This window comes from Ideonella paludis, from assembly GCF_018069865.1.
Taxonomy (GTDB): domain Bacteria; phylum Pseudomonadota; class Gammaproteobacteria; order Burkholderiales; family Burkholderiaceae_C; genus Ideonella; species Ideonella paludis.
This window is the reverse complement of record NZ_JAGQDG010000002.1, coordinates 217,416-231,754: the sequence shown is the minus strand read 5'-3', so window position 1 is coordinate 231,754 and position 14,339 is coordinate 217,416. Positions and strand designations below refer to the sequence as shown.

Below are 14,339 nucleotides of genomic sequence, written 5' to 3'. Positions count from 1 at the left end.
AGCACGGCCATGAGAAGGGAGATGCCGCAGCGCTAGACGGCTTGGTGCGCGACGGCGGCGCTGTCTACCGGCCGGGGCATCCTTCAACCAGGCTCTGCGGCTGAGGTCTCGACGGTGGTTTCTTGGGTGGCATCGCTGGGCTCTGGCCGAATGTTCTGTGCCAGGCGGCCCTTGGGACCATCGACCAGTTCGTAGCGAACTTTGGAGCCTTGCTTGAGGGTCCGAAAACCCTCCATCTGAATGGCGGAAAAATGAGCGAAAACATCACTCCCGCCTCCATCTGGCTCGATGAAACCAAACCCCTTGGCGTCATTGAACCATTTGACGATACCGACAGCGTCCATAAATTTTCCTCCTTGTGCCTTTTAGGCTTATGCAGTGCATTGTCTTGGTGTCCACCAATGCCTGTCAATCGCCGCAAGGCTTCATGCCGCTCCATTTCTCGGTAATGCACCGAAAAGAGGGAGGGCGCTGGTGTTTTTCAGCAATAGAGCACAGGGCTGGTAAGGGGACGATGTGATGGTGCCCATCTGCTTCTAGCCGAATGGCTATACTCGTTTCATGCCGTCAAATCCCCCCTCTCAACCCCCGACGCCGCCGTCCGCACCCCGGCCGGACGATGGTCAAGGGTCGGTCGTGGCGGAGCGCAAGGCCGCCCGTACCAAACCCCCGCGCATGTACCAAGTGGTCATGCTGAATGATGATTTCACCCCGATGGAGTTCGTGGTGATGGTGTTGCAGGAATACTTTAGGCTCGATCTCGACGCTGCAACCCAGATCATGTTGAAGATTCACCACGACGGTCGAGGCGTGTGTGGAGTATTTACCAAGGATGTTGCAGCAACGAAAGTCGAGCTGGTGCTCGCGGCTGCAAGACGATCCGGACACCCGCTTCAATGCATTATGGAGGCCGCATGATTGCCCAAGAACTTGAAGTCAGCCTGCACATGGCGTTTGTCGAGGCACGCCAGCAGCGACATGAGTTCATCACGGTGGAGCACTTGCTGCTTGCCTTGCTGGACAACCCCTCCGCCGCAGAGGTGCTGAGGGCGTGTGCTGCCAATATTGAAGAATTGCGCAAGAGTTTGGTGGCCTTCATCCGCGAGAACACGCCCACCGTGGGTGGCGCCGAAGAGGTCGATACCCAACCAACATTGGGCTTCCAGCGCGTCATCCAGCGGGCCATCATGCATGTGCAAAGCACGGGTGGCGGCAAGAAGGAAGTGACCGGTGCTAATGTCTTGGTGGCCATCTTTGGGGAGAAAGACTCCCACGCCGTCTATTACCTGCATCAACAGGGTGTGACGCGCCTGGATGTGGTGAACTTCATTGCGCATGGCATCAAGAAGTCCGACCCGCCTGAGCCCGCCAAAGGCAACCCTGAAGGTGGGAATTCTCCGGAGGCCGAAAAGGACGACGGTGGAGAAGGCAAGGGTTCGCCCTTGGAGCAGTTCACTGCCAACCTGAACCAGATGGCCAAAGACGGCAAGATCGACCCGCTGATTGGCCGCGAGCATGAGGTGGAGCGAGTCATCCAAGTGCTGTGCCGTCGTCGCAAGAACAACCCACTGTTGGTGGGTGAGGCTGGCGTGGGCAAAACCGCAATTGCTGAAGGCTTGGCCTGGCGCATCACCGAAGGCGACGTGCCCGAGGTTTTGGCCGATGCCACGGTGTACGCACTGGACATGGGCGCATTGCTGGCCGGCACCAAGTATCGGGGCGACTTTGAGCAGCGCCTCAAGGGCGTGCTCAAGCAACTTAAAGAGAGCCCCAAGTCGATTCTCTTCATTGACGAAATCCACACCCTGATCGGTGCGGGTGCGGCGTCGGGTGGCACCCTGGATGCCTCCAACCTCCTGAAGCCAGCGCTGTCCAGCGGTGCGATGAAGTGCTTGGGCGCGACCACCTTCCAAGAGTATCGCGGCATCTTCGAGAAAGACGCTGCTTTGTCCCGCCGCTTCCAGAAGGTGGATGTGGTTGAGCCTTCAGTCGAGCAAACGGTGGAGATCCTCAAGGGCTTGAAGTCCCGCTTTGAAGAGCACCACAGCGTCAAGTACGCCTTGGGCGCGCTGCAGGCGGCGGCGGAGTTGTCGGCCAAGTACATCAATGATCGTCACTTGCCTGACAAGGCCATTGACGTCATTGACGAGGCCGGCGCGGCACAGCGCATCCTGCCCAAAAGCAAACAAAAGAAGACCATCACCAAGGCCGAGGTCGAGGAGATTGTGGCCAAGATTGCCCGCATTCCGCCGGCCAGTGTCTCGGCGGATGACCGCGGCAAGCTCAAGAGCTTGGAGCGTGATCTCAAGAGCGTGGTGTTCGGGCAAGACCCGGCGGTCGATGCCCTGGCTGCTGCCATCAAGATGGCTCGGTCGGGCCTGGGCAAGGCCGACAAGCCCATTGGCGCCTTCCTGTTCAGCGGCCCCACAGGCGTTGGCAAAACCGAAGTGGCCAAGCAGCTTGCTTACATCTTGGGCATCGAGCTGATCCGCTTTGACATGTCCGAGTACATGGAGCGCCACGCGGTCAGCCGCCTCATTGGTGCGCCTCCGGGCTATGTCGGTTTTGATCAAGGTGGCCTGATGACCGAGGCCATCACCAAGAAGCCGCATTGCGTGCTGCTCTTGGATGAGATCGAGAAGGCGCACCCCGATGTCTTCAATGTGCTGCTGCAGGTCATGGACCACGGCACCTTGACCGACAACAACGGGCGCAAGGCCGACTTCCGCAATGTGATCATCATCATGACCACCAATGCGGGCGCGGAGACCATGCAGAAGTCCACCATCGGTTTCACCACCCGGCGTGAGCAGGGCGATGAGATGGGAGACATCAAGCGTTTGTTCACCCCCGAATTCCGCAACCGCCTGGACACCATCGTCAACTTCCGGGCGCTGGATGAAGAGGTGATCTTGCGCGTGGTCGACAAGTTCTTGCTGCAATTGGAGCAACAACTCGCCGAGAAGAAGGTGGAGGTCACCTTCTCTGATGCCTTGCGCAAGCACCTGGGCAAGCGTGGCTTTGACCCTCTGATGGGTGCACGCCCGATGCAGCGGCTGATTCAAGACACCATTCGACGCGCCCTGGCCGATGAACTGCTCTTTGGCCGCTTGGTCGATGGCGGTCGCTTGAGCGTTGATGTCGATGCCGACGGCAACACCACCCTGGATATTCAGCCCTCGGGCAAGAGCGGCGACAAGCCCAAGGCCGAAGCTGCTGCCGTGTGACGCCGGCCTGACCCGCTGTCATCAGAAGGCTCCTTCGGGAGCCTTTTGCTTTTTTGTCTCGCTCAGCTTCTCACTGCAGGGTCTTGTTGAAAGTAGCCTGCCAAAAGGGCATAGAGCTCCGCTTGCTCTTGCTTGAGCGCCTGACCCTGCACAAAAAAGGCCTCACAGGCCACCGCAAAGAACTCGTCGATGGCCTCGGCGCCATAGGCGTCTACCACCGAGGGCAGACCGCTGTCCAGTCGATCTTGAAAGGCCTCAAACGCTTGTTGCAGAGCGGCCTGCCACGCCGAGTGGGCCTGCGCAGACGGTAGCGGCGGGGTGCCATCCGCCCAGCCTTTGCGCAGGTCCAGCACGTGGGCAAATTCATGGATGACCACGTTGTAGGCCGCGTCGCCGTTGTCGCTCAGCCATAAGGCATCGTGCCAGGACAGCATCACCGGCCCACCGTCCATGGCCTCTCCCGACAGCGGCTCCTCCCACTCGTGCACGACCCCGTCGTCGTCCATCCATTCTCGGGTGGCCACCACCTCATCAGGGTGCACCACAATGCCCACAAAGCTGTCATACAGCTCCAGGCTGAGGTTTAGCAGCGGCAGGCAAGCCTGCGCGGCGATCGCGACGGCCATTTCATCGGTCACCTGGAGGCCTTGGGCCCCGCTAAACTGTTTTTGGGCCAGGAACTGCGCCACCAGGGTCTTGAGCTTTTCCTTCTCAGGTGGGCTCAGACGGGCCAGAAAAGGGTAGTAGCCCAGCACCATGGCCCAGAGGGGCTCGGGTGGCGTGTGACGGGCCTGCACCCTTGCTTGGTGCCAGGTGCGTAGGCGCTGCCACCAAGGCATCAGCAAGCGCTCGGCGGCAGCCTGTGCCAGCCGGCCTGGCTCCAGCGCAGCACTTCGCAACGCGGCGTGCCGTGCCCGTCCAGGTCCCAATCGCTCAGCACATGGCGCAGCAGGCCTGAGCCCCAGCCTTGGGTGCCGGGCTTGTGGGTATGGCCGTGCACCAGGACGTTGCAGTTCGCGGCTGCCAAGTGCTGACCCGCCATCTCCAGGTCGACATCGGCATGGCTGTGATTGGGGTCTTGCTGGTGCGCCTGGCTGGCCGCCCTCAGCCCTTGGGCGATGGCCAACCGTTCAGCCAAAGGCTTGGCCAAGAAAGCGGATTGCCACGCACTGTGCCGCACTTGGGCGCGGAACTGTTGGTAGGCGGTGTCGGCCACGCACCAGGCGTCGCCGTGCGCCAGCAAGGCCTGGCCCAGCGGGCTGCGCAATACGCAGGGATCGGGCAGGTCTTGAGCACCCGTGGCTTCGAAAAAGGCGGGGCCCAACAGAAAGTCTCGGTTGCCACGCATCACCAGCAGCGGGCGCTGCTGAGCGAACGCTCGCAGTGCAAGGGCGCATTCCGCTTCGAAGGGCTGGCTCAAGACGTCATCGCCGACCCAGGCCTCAAACACATCGCCCAGCAACACCAATGCTTGCGCTTGGGTGCTGCCAAGGCAGGCCAAGAATGCCGCCAGGGTGCGCGGCATGTCGGGGCTGAGGTGCAGGTCTGAGACGACATCGATCACCTCGGCCTGCACCCAGACGCTCGCCACTTCAGGCAGCGCGCCTTGAGATTCAGACAATCTCGACGGCCTTTTCGATCACGATGGCTTCAAGGGGCACATCGCCGTGACCGTTCTTATTGCCCGTGCGGACTTTTTCAATGGCATCGACCACCTCGGTGCCGGCCACCACCCTGCCGAAGACGGCATAACCCCAGCCGCTGGAGGATTCAGAGCTGAAGTTCAGGAAGTCATTTTTCTTGGTGTTGATGAAGAACTGCGCCGAGGCCGAATGAGGCGCGCTGGTGCGGGCCATGGCGATGGTGTACTTGTCGTTCTTCAGGCCGTTATTGGCTTCGTTTTGGATGGTGGCATCCGTGGGCTTTTGGCTCATGTCGGCCGTCATGCCACCGCCTTGGATCATGAAGTTCTTGATCACGCGGTGGAAGATGGTGCCGTCGTAATGGCCCTTGTTCACATAGCTCAAAAAGTTCGCCACGGTCAGCGGGGCTTTTTGCTCGTCCAATTCCAGGCGGATCACGCCTTGGTTGGTGGTCAACTCTACAGTTTTGGTCATGGTGTCACGGCTCGATGATCGAGGCCTTTTTGATGAGAATGGGTTCAGCGGGCACGTTTTGGTGCGGGCCCTTGGTTGTGGTGGCAACGACCTTGATCTTGTCGACCACCTCCATGCCTTCAACGACCTTGCCAAACACGGCATAGCCTTCACCGTCGCGGGCGTTGGCTTGGTCCAAGAAGGGGTTGTCGCGCACGTTCACAAAGAACTGCGCCGTGGCTGAATTCGGGTTGGCTGTGCGCGCCATGGCGAGGCTGCCGCGCACATTGGTCAGGCCGTTACGGCTTTCCAGCGGAATGGGCGCGCGGGTCGGCTTTTCCTTCATGTCCGCTGTCATGCCTCCGCCTTGGATCATGAAGTTATCGATGACCCGATGGAAGATGGTGCCGTTGTAGTGGCCGGCCTTCACGTACTGCACAAAGTTGTCCACCGTCTTGGGCGCTTTCTCCTTGTCCAACTGGATGACGATGTCACCCGCGCTGGTGCTGAGCTGAACTTTCTGCGCCCAGGCGGCGCCGAGGCTGGCGAGCGTGAGCATGGCACCCACGATGGTTGCGCGGGCAAAGCGGGGCAGGGCAGGGGTCTGGGTCACGGTGGAAGTCTCCTTCGCTATACTGCCTTGATTCTATCGAGCCGCGCCGAGCCTCCGCACAACAGGCCGATGAGAGACCGGACTCGATAACCCCAGACCTTGCTTTCTGCCCTGTATGCGCTCCTTTTGAGCCATGCCAGGGCGGCCATTGCACTTTTGACCCTGCTGCCGATGAGCTTGCGCATCTTCAATTCGCTGACCCGTCAGGTCGAGCCCTTCACGCCCATTGAGCCCGGCCATGTCCGCATGTACGTCTGCGGCATGACGATCTACGACCTCTGCCACATGGGCCATGCAAGGATGATGATGGCCTTCGACGTGGTGTATCGCTGGCTGAAGGCCAGCGGCTACCGTGTCACCTATGTGCGCAATATCACCGACATCGACGACAAGATCATTCGCCGAGCCGTGGAGCGCGGCATCACCTTGCGCGCATTGACGGACGAGATGATCGACGCGCTGCATCAGGACATTGGCGCCATCGGCGTCAGCAGGCCCGACCACGAGCCTCGCGCGACGGACTACGTGCCGCAAATGATCAGCCTCATTCAGACCCTGGAGGGCAAGGGCTTGGCCTACCGAGCCGCCAGCGGTGACGTCAACTATGCGGTCCGTAAGTTCCCGGGCTACGGCAAGCTGTCGGGCAAGTCTTTGGACGACCTGCGAGCCGGTGAGCGCGTGGCAGTGGAAGGCAGCAAAGAAGACCCGCTGGACTTCGTGCTCTGGAAGGCGGCTAAGCCCGAGGAGCCCGCCGATGCCAAGTACGACGGTGTGTATGGCATGGGCCGTCCAGGCTGGCACATTGAGTGCTCGGCCATGAGCTGCGCGCTGCTGGGTGAGCACTTTGACATTCACGGCGGTGGCATGGACCTGCAGTTCCCCCACCACGAGAACGAGATTGCACAGAGCGAAGGTGCGCTGGGTAAGCCCTTCGTGAACGTCTGGATGCACAACGGCTTCTTGAACGTTGACAACGAGAAGATGTCCAAATCTTTGGGCAACTTCTTCACCATCCGTGACGTGCTGAAGGACTATGACGGCGAGACGCTGCGCTTCTTCATGCTGCGCACGCACTACCGCAGCCCCTTTAATTTCAGCGATGCGCACCTGAATGACGCCCGCAGCGCGCTGCGGCGGCTCTACACTGCCTTGCAATCGGCGCCCCAGGCAAGCTCAGCCTTGGATTGGGATCATCCCGCGGCCGCGGCCTTCCGCGCCGCCATGGACGATGACTTCAACGCGCCAGCGGCGCTGGCTGTGTTGTTCGACTTGGCCAGCGAGGTCAACAAGACGGGGTCCGGGGAGAGTGCTGCTTTGCTCAAGCAGTTGGGTGCCACGCTGGGTATCCTTCAGCAAGACCCCGCGGAGTTCTTGAAGGCGGGGGCCGGCATGGATGCCGCAGCCATCGACGCCTTGATCGCCCAGCGGCAAGCGGCCAAGGCGGCGCGCAACTTTGCTGAGGCGGACCGTATTCGAGAGGAGTTGGTGGCGGCTGGCATTCAGCTCAAAGACTCGCCTCAAGGCACGACTTGGGTGAAGGCCTGACGTGACGGCATCCAGTGCAGGCGACTTGTCGCCAGAGTTTGTCACGCCCTCTTATTGGGACGAGGCTTGCAAGCATCTGATGAAACGCGATCGGGTGATGAAGAAGCTCATCCCGCAATTCGGTGAGGCGCGGCTGCAAAGCCGCGGCGATGCTTTCACCACGTTGGCGCGCTCTATCGTGGGCCAGCAGATTTCGGTCAAGGCCGCGCAGTCGGTCTGGGAGAAGTTCGCGGCGGTGGTCGCCGATGCTGAGCACCGCATCCATCCCGAGCGGGTGCTGGGCCTCGATACACCCGCTCTGCGGGCCGTGGGCCTGTCGGTGCGTAAGTCAGAGTATTTGTCAGACTTGGCTCGCCACTTTGCGCAGGAGCAGGTTCACGTCGGGCAATGGGATGCCATGGACGATGAAGCCATCATCGAGGAGTTGGTCGCCATCCGCGGCATCGGCCGCTGGACGGCCGAAATGTTCCTGATTTTTCACCTGATGCGCCCCAACGTGCTGCCGCTCGACGACCTGGGCCTTCTCAAGGGCATCAGCGTCAACTACTTCAGTGAGGAGCCTGTCTCACGGGCGGAAGCCCGAGAATTGGGCGAGGGCTGGGCGCCATACCGCTCTGTGGCGACCTGGTACCTCTGGCGCAGCCTAGATCCAGTCCCTGTCAACTACTGACCGACGCTGCTGGGTCTGTGGATTCCCCGAATTCGCTGGCACACTGTAAACCTGTGAAAATACCGGAAAGGTATGGATCGCATGAGCAAACGACATTTCCTCGAATTTGAGCAACCGATCGCCGAACTCGAATCGAAGATCGAAGAACTCCGCTATGTGCAGAACGAGTCCGCGGTGGACATCTCAGAAGAGATTGACCGCTTGGACAAAAAGAGCCTGCAACTCACCAAAGACATCTACACCAGCCTCACGCCTTGGCAGGTGACCCAGATTGCTCGCCATCCCCAGCGCCCCTACACGCTGGACTATGTGAACGAGATCTTCACCGAGTTTCAAGAGTTGCACGGTGACCGCTCGTTCGCAGACGACCTCTCCATCGTGGGCGGATTGGCGCGGTTTAACGGCCAAGCCTGTATGGTGATTGGCCAGCAAAAGGGCCGCGACACCAAGGAGCGTGCTGCCCGAAACTTCGGTATGCCGCGCCCTGAGGGTTATCGCAAGGCTCTGCGTCTGATGAAACTGGCCGAAAAGTTCGGTTTGCCGGTGTTCACCTTTGTCGACACACCGGGGGCTTACCCAGGCATTGGCGCTGAAGAGCGTGGTCAGTCAGAAGCCATTGGGCGCAACATCTTTGAGATGGCGCAGCTCGAAGTGCCCATCATCACCACCATCATCGGCGAGGGCGGCTCAGGCGGTGCACTGGCCATCAGTGTGGCGGATCAGGTGCTGATGCTGCAGTTCTCGGTCTACTCTGTCATTTCGCCGGAAGGCTGTGCCTCTATTTTGTGGAAGACCGCAGAGCGAGCCTCTGACGCCGCCGAAGCCCTGGGCATCACCGCGCACCGCTTGAAGGCCTTGGGCTTGGTGGACAAGATCGTCAATGAGCCGGTGGGCGGCGCGCACCGTGACATCCCGGCCATGGCCACGCAATTGAAGCGTGGCTTGGTGGATGCCTTGCGTCAGGTGGCGGACCTGTCCACTGAAGACTTGCTCCAGCGCCGCTATGACCGCCTGAAGAGCTACGGCCGCTTCACCGATACCACGGCGCGCTGAGCGCTGTGGTGCCTGCGCGGCACACTATGCCCGCTCAGAGAGCTGTGGTGGCTGTGGCTACCAGCGGCGGCCGAGATTCCACTGCACTGCTGCATGCCGTGAGCCGGCAGGCCCGCGCGGCAGGCCTCAAAGTGTTGGCCTTGCATGTGCACCATGGCCTGCAGCCCGGTGCTGATCAATGGCTTGCCCATGTTCAGGCGCAATGCCAACGATGGGTTCGGCAAGGCTGGCCCCTCAGCTTCGCGTTTGAACGCCTGAAGACTCAGCCGAGCCCCGGAGAGAGCATTGAGGCCTGGGCGCGTCGAGAGCGCTATGCGGCGCTCACGCGCATGGCCAGCGCGCATGGGGCCCGCCATGTCCTCTTGGCGCACCACCGCGGTGACCAAGCTGAGACCGTGCTTTTGCAGGCACTGCGCGGAGCCGGGCCGGCGGGACTGGCGGCCATGCCCCAGGCCGCAGAGCGTGACGGCGTGATTTGGCTCAGGCCCTGGCTGTCCCAGCCCCGGAGCGCCATCGAAGCCTATGTCCAACGCTGGCGCCTGAGCTACATCGATGATGACAGCAATCAGGATCCTCGGTTTGATCGCAACCGTCTACGTCTTGAGGTCTTGCCGGCGCTGACTCGGCATTTCCCGCGCGCCGAACAGGCCTTGTCCGATGTGGCTCAGCACGCGGCCGCCGCCGACGCCTTCATTCGAGAGTCGGCGGAGCTTTTGCTCAAGCCTATGCTTTCTCCGCGCGGCCTCAATGCAGAGGCTTGGTGTGAGTGCTCTTCTGCGCAGCGGTTTTGGGTTCTGCGGCACTGGCTGACTCAGATGCTCCATGGTGGTGTCAGCTGCACATTGCTTGAGCGGGTTACCCAAGAGGGCGCTCGCTTGAAGCAGGCCCGCTGGCCCTTGGCCTTCGGACAAGAGCTCCGTCTTTATCGGGGGCAGTTTTCGGTTGAGACGGTGCAAGCCCCCGTCGTGTCTGCATCAACGACGTCGGACGAATTGGTCGTGTGGCCCAGCGCTGTCCAAGCGGGTGCGCTGCACCTGCCTGCGTGGCGGGGCACCTTGCGCTGGACCGTGGCCATGCAGCAGGGTGTCCGCCCGGCCATGCTGCGCGGCGCTACCCTGGCGGCTCGCGTGGGCCGCGAGCAGTTTCAATTAGGCCCCGGACGACCGGCGCGGTCCCTGAAAAAGCAGTTTCAGGCGCTGGGCGTCCCGCAGTGGGCGCGATCAGGCCCCTTAGTCTGGCAAGGCGATCAACTGCTGTTTGTGCCGGGATTGGGCATGGACGCCCGCTACCAGGCCCCGGTGGGTGAGCCGCAGTTGGTGTTGCATTGGCACCCCGATTCAGTCGATGTGCCCTCGATTGACTGAAAATTTGCTGCATTGCAACAGTTAGAATAGGGGGTTGTGGACGACTGCGGCGCTGCTGCGGTGCGTCACTTCCCGCGAAAGCAGTCATTTCCGCAAATCCATGGCATTGATCGTTCACAAATACGGCGGCACGTCGATGGGCTCTCCCGAGCGCATCCGCAATGTCGCAAAGCGCGTCGCCAAGTGGCACCGTGCAGGGCACCAGATGGTCGTCGTTCCGTCGGCCATGAGTGGTGAAACCAACCGATTGCTGGGCTTGGCCAGAGAGGTCTCCCCAGCCGCACAAACGCCCCAAATGCTGCGTGAGCTGGACATGATTGCCAGCACGGGTGAGCAAGTCTCGGTGGGGTTGTTGGCCTTGGCTTTGCAAGCTGAAGGGATTGACGCCGTCAGTTATGCGGGCTGGCAGGTTCCCGTTCGCACGGACGCCTCCTACACCAAGGCCCGCATCGAGAGCATTGATGACCAGCGAGTTCGCGCCGATTTGAGCGCTGGCAAAGTGGTGGTCATCACTGGCTTCCAAGGCATGGATGACGCTCAGAACATCACCACCCTTGGGCGTGGCGGCTCGGATACTTCGGCGGTGGCCATCGCCGCAGCCATGAAGGCTGCAGAGTGCCTGATCTATACCGATGTGGATGGCGTCTACACCACCGACCCGCGCATCGTCCCAGAAGCCAAGCGCCTTCACACCATTTGTTTCGAAGAAATGCTGGAGATGGCGAGCCTCGGCTCCAAGGTGCTGCAGATCCGCTCGGTGGAGTTTGCGGGCAAGTACCGCGTCCCGCTTCGCGTGCTGTCGAGCTTCACCCCCTGGGACATCAACATCGACGAAGAAGCCAAGTCGGGCACCCTGATCACTTTCGAGGAAGACGAGAACATGGAACAAGCCGTTGTATCGGGCATTGCGTTCAACCGTGACGAAGCCAAGGTCACTGTGATGGGGGTTCCTGATAAACCCGGTATCGCCTCGCAAATCTTGGGCGCTGTGGCCGACGCCAATATTGACGTGGATGTGATCATCCAGAACGTTTCGAATGACGGTAAGACCGATTTCTCGTTCACTGTGCATCGTAACGACTATCAGCGCACTCTGGATTTGCTCAAGACCCAGGTGCAGCCGGCCACCAATGCCGCACAGGTGGTGGGTGACAACAAGATCTGCAAGGTCTCCATCGTGGGCATTGGCATGCGCAGCCATGTGGGCGTGGCCTCCAAGATGTTCCGCTCGCTGAGCGAAGAGGGCATCAATATCCAGATGATCTCCACCAGCGAGATCAAGACTTCTGTCGTGATTGACGAGAAGTACATGGAGTTGGCGGTGCGTGCGCTGCACAAAGCATTTGATCTTGATGATCCAAATGCTGCAGGCGCAAAAATCGGCTCCTAATTCAGGTTAGAATTCGAGCTTAGGTTGGAGACGTGACCGAGTGGCCGAAGGTGCTCCCCTGCTAAGGGAGTATGCGCCAAAAGCGCATCGAGGGTTCGAATCCCTCCGTCTCCGCCAACCCATAGAAAAGGGGCCCCAATCGGGGCCCCTTTTTCATATCCTCAGGTGGTGCTAACGCTCTAGCACCCGATAGTCCCTCAGCCTTGCGATTTCCTCCGCGATGGGCGGGGCAAAGCCACTGCGAGTGCCGCGACGGTCAATCAGCAAGTCCTCCAACACGTTCAGGCAGTCTGCCCGCTGAGCCCAGTGTGCGGCAATGCGATTCAGCACCCGCGGAAATGAAGCCAACAAGTGCTTTGGACGAATGGGTTCTGGCAACTTGGCAAACCAAAGCAGCGCGTCTGCTGTGGGTGACACGTCCTCTGGCGAGGCCTCGTGGCGACGGTCTTCCCAGTTCTGTGCAAGCGGCGGTGCTGCAGGCGGGGTGGTTGGCGCAGCGACTGCACTTCTGGGTGTTGCCCAGGCGTTGCGGGCACTGTCGAAATCCACCACCTCGAACTCAATGGGGGACAACTCTCGAAGCGGGCGATTCACCAAGCCAGCGTGGAATCTATTGATCACTGAAAACCTCCTAGCCCGGTCGAGCACTTGTGGTGCTGGCTGGGCGCTGTTGTATCGAACGAGCCACTATAGGTGGGCGCCTGCGGCACAAGGGCATTCTTTTGTAACGGTTCTCAAAGGGTTGTGTCGGGGCTGTGGTAATTGGTGCGACGTTCAGAGCCGTACCTAATGCCGTGATGTGCGGCCCTGATGATCAACTTCTGCCGATGAATAAAATTCCTCATGGTAAGGCGGCGTCTTGCAATATGAAACTTGGCCGTGCTGCGATGCAGCAAAATTTTTCATAGTGAAAGCCGTACTCTTGCATTGTGGAAACTGATAGCTAAGTCATTGATTTTCAATGATTCAAAGATATGTCTTATATAAGACATAAGTCTTTCCATCGGGCAGCACTCGGCGTACGCTATGCCTCAGTTTCATCGCTTGTTTCCATTGACCTGCAAGGAGCCTCTCATGACTGCACAGACCCGCGAACAGCAAATCGCCGCCCTCGAAAAAGACTGGGCCGAGAACCCCCGTTGGAAGGGCATCACCCGTGGCTATACCGCCGCTGACGTGGTGCGCCTGCGTGGCTCGCTGAAGATTGAACACACCCTGGCCCAGCGTGGCGCCGAAAAGCTGTGGAACTTGGTCAACACCGAGCCCTTCATCAATGCGCTGGGTGCTTTGACTGGCAACCAAGCCATGCAGCAAGTCAAGGCTGGCTTGAAGGCCATTTACTTGTCGGGCTGGCAAGTGGCGGGTGACGCCAACAGCAACGGCGAGATGTACCCTGACCAGTCCCTGTACTCTGTGGACTCGGTGCCAAAGGTCGTCAAGAAGATCAACGCGACCTTCAAGCGCGCTGACGAGATTCAGTGGTCCGAAGGCAAGAACGACACCGATTTCTTCGCGCCCATCGTGGCTGACGCTGAAGCCGGCTTCGGCGGCGTGCTGAACGCATTTGAGCTGATGAAGGCCATGATTGAAGCGGGTGCAGCTGGCGTCCACTTCGAAGACCAATTGGCTGCTGCCAAGAAGTGTGGCCACATGGGTGGCAAGGTGTTGGTGCCGACCCGCGAAGCTGTGGCCAAGTTGGTGGCGGCTCGTTTGGCTGCTGACGTGATGGGCACGCCCACCGTGCTGTTGGCTCGTACCGACGCTGAAGCGGGCGACTTGGTTACCAGCGACATCGACGACAACGACAAGCCTTTCTGCACGGGCGAGCGCACCGTGGAAGGTTTCTACCGCACCAAGAACGGCCTGGATCAAGCCATCAGCCGTGGCTTGGCTTACGCCCCCTACGCCGACATGATCTGGTGCGAAACCGGCAAGCCTGACCTGGCCTTTGCCAAGGCTTTCGCTGACGCCATCCACGCCAAGTTCCCCGGCAAGCTGCTGGCTTACAACTGCTCGCCTTCCTTCAACTGGAAGAAGAACCTGGACGATGCCACCATCGCCAAGTTCCAGCGCGAGTTGGGCGCCATGGGTTACAAGTTCCAGTTCATCACCTTGGCCGGCTTCCACAGCCTGAACTACTCGATGTTCAACCTGGCCTACGGCTACGCTCGCAACAACATGAGCGCCTTCGTGGAGCTGCAAGAAGCCGAATTCGCTGCTGCAGAGCGCGGCTTCACCGCTGTGAAGCACCAGCGCGAAGTGGGTACGGGTTACTTCGACTCCGTCACCACGACCATCGAGCGCGAAGCTTCAACGGCCGCTTTGAAGGGCTCGACCGAAGACGAACAGTTCTTCGACAAGAAGCACGGCTGATCTTTCTG

At 60.2% G+C, this 14,339-nt stretch carries 13 protein-coding genes and 1 tRNA gene; 9 read left to right on the top strand and 5 right to left on the bottom strand.

From position 1 onward, the window contains the following. Positions 1–83: 83 nt before the first annotated feature. Complete coding sequence (locus KAK11_RS05520) at positions 84–344, bottom strand: cold-shock protein (protein WP_210807065.1); 261 nt, start codon at positions 342–344, stop codon at positions 84–86. 217 nt (positions 345–561) lie between these two features. Here KAK11_RS05520 and clpS point away from each other — a divergent pair, with 217 nt between their 5' ends. Both clpS and clpA read left to right on the top strand, forming a co-directional pair. Continuing rightward, a complete protein-coding gene (gene clpS, locus KAK11_RS05515; RefSeq protein ID WP_210807063.1) occupies positions 562–918 on the top strand; it encodes an ATP-dependent Clp protease adapter ClpS in 357 nt (118 codons plus the stop codon). Next, the gene (gene clpA / locus KAK11_RS05510; RefSeq protein ID WP_210807061.1) at positions 915–3,227 is read left to right on the top strand and encodes an ATP-dependent Clp protease ATP-binding subunit ClpA; all 2,313 of its coding nucleotides are present in this window, start codon (positions 915–917) and stop codon (positions 3,225–3,227) included. The genes clpS and clpA overlap by 4 nt, the downstream gene beginning before the upstream one ends. Before the next feature lie 62 nt (positions 3,228–3,289). Here clpA and KAK11_RS05505 read toward each other — a convergent pair whose 3' ends face one another. Genes KAK11_RS05505 through KAK11_RS05490 form a run of 4 tightly spaced genes read right to left on the bottom strand, consistent with a single transcriptional unit; the run spans position 3,290 to position 5,882 of the window. Beyond that, a complete protein-coding gene (locus KAK11_RS05505; protein WP_210807059.1) occupies positions 3,290–4,066 on the bottom strand; it encodes a M90 family metallopeptidase in 777 nt (258 codons plus the stop codon). Then, positions 4,066–4,848: a UDP-2,3-diacylglucosamine diphosphatase gene (locus KAK11_RS05500; RefSeq protein WP_246498480.1), complete on the bottom strand. Its 783-nt coding sequence runs from the start codon at positions 4,846–4,848 to the stop codon at positions 4,066–4,068. The genes KAK11_RS05505 and KAK11_RS05500 overlap by 1 nt, the downstream gene beginning before the upstream one ends. Continuing rightward, positions 4,841–5,344: a peptidylprolyl isomerase gene (locus KAK11_RS05495; RefSeq protein WP_210807057.1), complete on the bottom strand. Its 504-nt coding sequence runs from the start codon at positions 5,342–5,344 to the stop codon at positions 4,841–4,843. Before KAK11_RS05495 ends, KAK11_RS05500 begins: the two co-directional genes overlap by 8 nt. A gap of 4 nt (positions 5,345–5,348) precedes the next feature. After that, entirely contained in the window at positions 5,349–5,882 is a 534-nt protein-coding gene (locus KAK11_RS05490) for a peptidylprolyl isomerase (RefSeq protein WP_210807934.1), read from the bottom strand. 225 nt (positions 5,883–6,107) lie between these two features. Between KAK11_RS05490 and cysS the strand changes: the two genes are divergently transcribed. The 7 genes from cysS to aceA all read left to right on the top strand — a co-directional run bounded on the left by cysS (position 6,108) and on the right by aceA (position 14,331). Then, on the top strand, positions 6,108–7,481 hold the full coding sequence (gene cysS, locus KAK11_RS05485; protein WP_210807055.1) for a cysteine--tRNA ligase: 1,374 nt from the start codon (positions 6,108–6,110) through the stop codon (positions 7,479–7,481). Between the two features lie 79 nt (positions 7,482–7,560). Then, positions 7,561–8,151, top strand: a complete 591-nt coding sequence (locus KAK11_RS05480) for a DNA-3-methyladenine glycosylase family protein (RefSeq protein WP_210807932.1) — start codon at positions 7,561–7,563, stop codon at positions 8,149–8,151. Positions 8,152–8,232: 81 nt separating this feature from the next. Beyond that, positions 8,233–9,204, top strand: a complete 972-nt coding sequence (locus tag KAK11_RS05475; protein ID WP_210807053.1) for an acetyl-CoA carboxylase carboxyltransferase subunit alpha — start codon at positions 8,233–8,235, stop codon at positions 9,202–9,204. Positions 9,205–9,230: 26 nt separating this feature from the next. After that, entirely contained in the window at positions 9,231–10,568 is a 1,338-nt protein-coding gene (gene tilS / locus KAK11_RS05470; protein WP_210807050.1) for a tRNA lysidine(34) synthetase TilS, read from the top strand. Positions 10,569–10,668: 100 nt separating this feature from the next. Further along, positions 10,669–11,958, top strand: coding sequence for an aspartate kinase (locus tag KAK11_RS05465; protein WP_210807048.1), 1,290 nt, complete (start codon positions 10,669–10,671; stop codon positions 11,956–11,958). 26 nt (positions 11,959–11,984) lie between these two features. After that, positions 11,985–12,075 (top strand) — tRNA-Ser (locus KAK11_RS05460). Between the two features lie 957 nt (positions 12,076–13,032). Beyond that, positions 13,033–14,331, top strand: coding sequence for an isocitrate lyase (gene aceA, locus KAK11_RS05455; RefSeq protein ID WP_210807046.1), 1,299 nt, complete (start codon positions 13,033–13,035; stop codon positions 14,329–14,331). The last annotated feature ends 8 nt before the right edge of the window (positions 14,332–14,339 follow it).

Bases quoted from the DNA above. Each gene is read 5' to 3' on its own strand.
- KAK11_RS05520 (WP_210807065.1), bottom strand. From the start codon at position 344: ATGGACGCTGTCGGTATCGTCAAATGGTTCAATGACGCCAAGGGGTTT.
- clpS (WP_210807063.1), top strand. From the start codon at position 562: ATGCCGTCAAATCCCCCCTCTCAACCCCCGACGCCGCCGTCCGCACCC.
- clpA (WP_210807061.1), top strand. From the start codon at position 915: ATGATTGCCCAAGAACTTGAAGTCAGCCTGCACATGGCGTTTGTCGAG.
- KAK11_RS05505 (WP_210807059.1), bottom strand. From the start codon at position 4,066: ATGCCTTGGTGGCAGCGCCTACGCACCTGGCACCAAGCAAGGGTGCAG.
- KAK11_RS05495 (WP_210807057.1), bottom strand. From the start codon at position 5,344: ATGACCAAAACTGTAGAGTTGACCACCAACCAAGGCGTGATCCGCCTG.
- KAK11_RS05490 (WP_210807934.1), bottom strand. From the start codon at position 5,882: ATGCTCACGCTCGCCAGCCTCGGCGCCGCCTGGGCGCAGAAAGTTCAG.
- cysS (WP_210807055.1), top strand. From the start codon at position 6,108: ATGAGCTTGCGCATCTTCAATTCGCTGACCCGTCAGGTCGAGCCCTTC.
- KAK11_RS05480 (WP_210807932.1), top strand. From the start codon at position 7,561: ATGAAACGCGATCGGGTGATGAAGAAGCTCATCCCGCAATTCGGTGAG.
- KAK11_RS05475 (WP_210807053.1), top strand. From the start codon at position 8,233: ATGAGCAAACGACATTTCCTCGAATTTGAGCAACCGATCGCCGAACTC.
- tilS (WP_210807050.1), top strand. From the start codon at position 9,231: ATGCCCGCTCAGAGAGCTGTGGTGGCTGTGGCTACCAGCGGCGGCCGA.
- KAK11_RS05465 (WP_210807048.1), top strand. From the start codon at position 10,669: ATGGCATTGATCGTTCACAAATACGGCGGCACGTCGATGGGCTCTCCC.
- aceA (WP_210807046.1), top strand. From the start codon at position 13,033: ATGACTGCACAGACCCGCGAACAGCAAATCGCCGCCCTCGAAAAAGAC.